Here is a 1386-nt window from a genome sequence, read left to right as displayed (position 1 = left end):
CGGCTATGAGGCGGCGCTGGCGCGGGTGGAGGCCGATCCGGAGGGCTATTGGCGCGACGTGGCCGGCCGGCTGGACTGGATCCAGGCCCCGACGAAGATCAAGGACGTCTCGTTCGCCAAGGACGACTTCCACATCCACTGGTACGCCGACGGGGTGCTGAACGCCTCGGCCAACTGCCTGGACCGTCACCTGCCGCACCGCAGGGACGAGACGGCCCTGATCTTCGAGGGCGACGAGCCGGGCCACGCCTACGCCGTCACCTATGGCCAGCTGCACGAGCAGGTCTGCAGGATGGCCAACGTCCTCAAGGACCTGGGGGCCAGGAAGGGCGACCGGATCACCATCTACCTGCCGATGATCCCCATGGCGGCCGTGGCCATGCTGGCCTGCGCGCGGATCGGGGCGATCCATTCGGTGGTGTTCGGCGGCTTCTCGCCCGACTCGATCGCCGGCCGCATCCAGGACTGCGAGAGCCGGCTGGTGATCACCGCCGACCAGGGCCGCCGCGGCGGCAAGCGCGTGCCGCTGAAGGCCAATGTCGACCAGGCCCTGGAGCAGTGCCCGCAGGTCGACAAGGTGCTGCTGATCCGCTGGACCGGCGCGGAGGTTCCACTGGTCGAGGGCCGCGACGTGGTCTGGGACGACGTCCAGGCCGCCGCCTCGACCACCTGCGCGCCCGAGCCGATGAACGCCGAGGATCCGCTGTTCATCCTCTACACCTCCGGCTCGACGGGAAAGCCCAAGGGGGTGATGCACACCACCGGCGGCTACCTGGCCTGGGCCAGCTGGACCCATGAGGCGGTGTTCGACTACCGGCCCGGCGAGGTGTTCTGGTGCACCGCCGACGTCGGCTGGGTGACCGGCCACAGCTATGTGGTCTACGGCCCGCTGGCCAACGGCGGGACCAGCCTGATCTTCGAGGGCGTGCCCAACTACCCGACCCCGGCCCGGTTCTGGGAGGTGGTCGACAAGCACGGGGTCGAGATCTTCTACACCGCCCCCACGGCCCTGCGCGCCCTGATGCGCGAGGGCGACGACCATGTGACCCGCAACGACCTGTCGTCCCTGCGCCTGCTGGGCAGCGTGGGCGAGCCGATCAATCCCGAGGCCTGGCTGTGGTACCACCGCGTGGTCGGCAAGGCGCGGCTGCCGATCGTCGACACCTGGTGGCAGACCGAGACCGGCGGGATCCTGGTCTCGCCCCTGCCTGGCGCCACGGCGCTCAAGCCCGGCTCGGCCACCAAGCCCCTGCCGGGGGTCAAGCTGCAGCTGGTCGACGCCGACGGCAGGGTGCTGGACGGGGCCACCGAGGGCAACCTGGTCATCACCGACAGCTGGCCGGGCCAGATGCGCGGCGTCTACGGCGATCCCGACCGGTTCTTCAC

1 protein-coding gene is annotated in these 1386 nt (G+C 70.2%); it reads left to right on the top strand.

The annotated features are described in order from the left end of the window. Positions 1 to 1386, top strand: a 1386-nt coding sequence (locus tag AC07NX_RS26165) for an acetate--CoA ligase (protein WP_494646042.1), incomplete at both ends; no start/stop codon positions are given.

Source organism: Caulobacter sp. GW821-FHT09A05 (genome assembly GCF_059418465.1).
The sequence above is the reverse complement of the archived record's forward strand: the minus strand, read 5'-3'. Positions and strand labels throughout refer to the sequence as shown.